Annotated in this window: 4 protein-coding genes and 1 pseudogene; all 5 read right to left on the minus strand. The window is 57.3% G+C overall.

The window, feature by feature from the left end:
• A pseudogene (locus D5S03_RS13470) lies at positions 1-236 on the minus strand (NAD(P)H-hydrate dehydratase); the annotation flags it as partial.
• Positions 224-769, minus strand: a complete 546-nt coding sequence (locus D5S03_RS13475; RefSeq protein ID WP_008869671.1) for a putative Se/S carrier protein — start codon at positions 767-769, stop codon at positions 224-226. The pseudogene D5S03_RS13470 and the gene D5S03_RS13475, both read right to left, overlap by 13 nt.
• Complete coding sequence (locus D5S03_RS13480) at positions 766-984, minus strand: sulfurtransferase TusA family protein (protein WP_008869670.1); 219 nt, start codon at positions 982-984, stop codon at positions 766-768. Before D5S03_RS13480 ends, D5S03_RS13475 begins: the two co-directional genes overlap by 4 nt.
• Before the next feature lie 17 nt (positions 985-1,001).
• Positions 1,002-2,090 (minus strand): YedE family putative selenium transporter, encoded by a 1,089-nt coding sequence (gene yedE / locus D5S03_RS13485; RefSeq protein WP_008869669.1) that lies wholly within the window; start codon positions 2,088-2,090, stop codon positions 1,002-1,004.
• Positions 2,080-2,369 (minus strand): hypothetical protein (locus D5S03_RS13490; protein WP_287044444.1); only part of this gene is annotated, 290 nt, incomplete at its 5' end. The genes yedE and D5S03_RS13490, both read right to left, overlap by 11 nt.

Below are 2,369 nucleotides of genomic sequence, written 5' to 3' on the forward strand. Positions count from 1 at the left end.
GCGTATAGAGCTCTGCTGCCCTGCCCGTCACCGGTATCCCCCACCAGCATGACGTGCGGCATGGAAAGGCCCATCTCCCGGGCGGCCATTGCTGTAAATGCGGCCAGGGCCGGTGTGCCCCGGGCGATTTTAACCTCCCTTTCCAGCACCCTGAGACTTTGGCTATGAACCTCCACAGGACCGTGCACCAAGGGGAAGTCTTCTTCAGGCACCGTGCCCACAATCAGCCAGGACATCTGCGCTTCATCTCCTCATAGGCCAGCTGCAGGGAGTAGCCGCACAGGGTCCGGCCGAACCTGCGGGGCTCAGGGGCCTCATGCAGAGGCCTGCCCACCAGCTGCTCAGCCAGAAAGGGCACGTCCGGACATCCTCCGCCCGAGACATTGACTATCTTGAGGCTCTGCCTGTCCACAGTGATTTTCATATTGGCCGCCCTGACCATGAGAAAATCACCAAAGTCCCTGATGTTGTAAAGAGACACCGGTTCTAAGAGGTGGTCCTGAGCAGCTGTGACCTGAATGGGCTTTATGCGCTTTTGTTCCAGGATGTCTAAGGCCTGCAGCTGATGCATTATAGGAAACTCGATGACCATGTCACAGCCGGTCTGTATCTCAGGAGGCGGACCCATGACCCTGACGTCTAAGCCCGCCTCGCTGAGATGGGATTCAGCCTCGATAACCTCGCTGGTATGGTGAAAAACCAGGATGCCTCTTTCGGATACGCCCCTGGTCTTTTTTGCTTTGCCGAAAATGCTTTTTAAGAAGTTCATTTTTTCCTGATAACAATGCGGAAATCTTCGTCCATTTCCTCGGAAACAGCCACCTGGTAGCCCTTGCTTTCAGCAGCCCTGCCCACGTTTTCCCGGCTGGCCTGATTGTCCACCAGGATCTCTATTTCGGATTCACCTGTATTCTGAATGGCCTCGGTTGTCAAAAGAACCGGCTGAGGGCAGGCAAGGCCCCTTGCATCCACTTTGTGTGCCATGATGAAAACTCCTTTGGCTATTGTTTTTTCAGGTTGGCAAAACCTATGGCCAGACACACGGCCAGGCCGATGATGGCAGCCACTGCCCCGTTGTCCCCCAGTCCGGCCGGAGAGCTGGCCAGGCCCCAGTTGTGGGCCAGGGCAGCACCCATGATCATGCCCAGAACAAATACTGCAGCGTCACTGTTGCCCTCACCGGACATGAACAGCTGCCTGCCCGGGCATCCTCCGGCCAGGGCAAAGGCCAGTCCGGCCACCAGCATGCCGAAGAAATTCCAGAAAAAGAGGTTGTGGGCCACAGGCTGGCCTTCAAAACCGGGATTGAACTGTCCCAGGGCCAGGTTGACCACAAAGGCCACCACCAGAAGAGCCAGAAAACCGGCCATGAGATGGGTCTGCCGGAACAGGATGAGGTCTCTTATGGCCCCCATGGTGCAGAAGCGGCTGCGCTGGGCCAGAAAGCCGACAGCCAGGCCGATGGCCAGGGCAATGGCCAGGGGAGCGTATGCAGCACCCGGTCCGCTCAGGGAATAGAAAAGAACACCGCTTTTATCCTCACCTTCCAGGGGCGGGAAGATGAGCCGCAGGGCCAGAAGGCCCAGCATGATCCCGGGGAGCATCAGCCCGGTGGCTATGGACTGCTTGTAGCTGCGGCCCAGGTTGTAGCCTTTTCTAAAGAATAGGGTTCCGATGTAAACCCCTGCTGCCAGCCCCAGCAGGCCTAGAACAGCGTTGCCGTCCCCGCCGGCCAGGCGCAGGATTGCCCTCCAGGGGCAGCCCAGGAAAACCAGGGCCCCGATCATGGCCACCATGCCCAGGACAAACCTGGTCATGGGAGCTGATCCGCCGCTGGGCTTGAACTCTTTGAATATGAGCCCGGCAGCCAGAGCCCCCAGGACAAACCCCAGGATTTCCGGGCGCAGGTATTGAACCACTGCAGCCCTGTGAATACCTATGGCCCCGGCAATGTCACGCTCGAAGCAGGCCACGCAGATACCCATATTGGCCGGATTGCCCAGGTACTGCAGAAGCGGGGCCAGGATGCCGATGATAACTCCTACGGCTACAATCCCGGCCAGGGTGGCAAAAATGTTTCTACTGCTCATCTCCCCCTCCTGTTGATTGTTTGTCTTGAGTGGACTTAAAAGGACATGGAAGCTCATCCGGACTGAAAGTATGTTCCACCAAGCAAAAGGGACACCAGGCCTCAATCCTGCCCTTGAGGCTCCTGTTGCCGGAAGAGTCGGAAACCGCTGTCAGGCCTCCATCAACTTTCCACTTAGAGGTTGTAAATGCCGTCTTCTGCTCCGGACAGACAAATATAAGTTCCATGCCCATTACCGCCTGATTGCTCCAGATCATTTCCAGTTCCAGCGCGCTATAAA

The organism is Desulfonatronospira sp. MSAO_Bac3 (assembly GCF_003838035.1).
In the GTDB taxonomy this organism is placed as follows: domain Bacteria; phylum Desulfobacterota; class Desulfovibrionia; order Desulfovibrionales; family Desulfonatronovibrionaceae; genus Desulfonatronospira; species Desulfonatronospira thiodismutans.

What these genes read in the sequence shown, in the direction of transcription:
- D5S03_RS13475 (WP_008869671.1), bottom strand. Translation starts at nt 769, where the DNA reads ATGAACTTCTTAAAAAGCATTTTCGGCAAAGCAAAAAAGACCAGGGGC.
- D5S03_RS13480 (WP_008869670.1), bottom strand. Translation starts at nt 984, where the DNA reads ATGGCACACAAAGTGGATGCAAGGGGCCTTGCCTGCCCTCAGCCGGTT.
- yedE (WP_008869669.1), bottom strand. Translation starts at nt 2,090, where the DNA reads ATGAGCAGTAGAAACATTTTTGCCACCCTGGCCGGGATTGTAGCCGTA.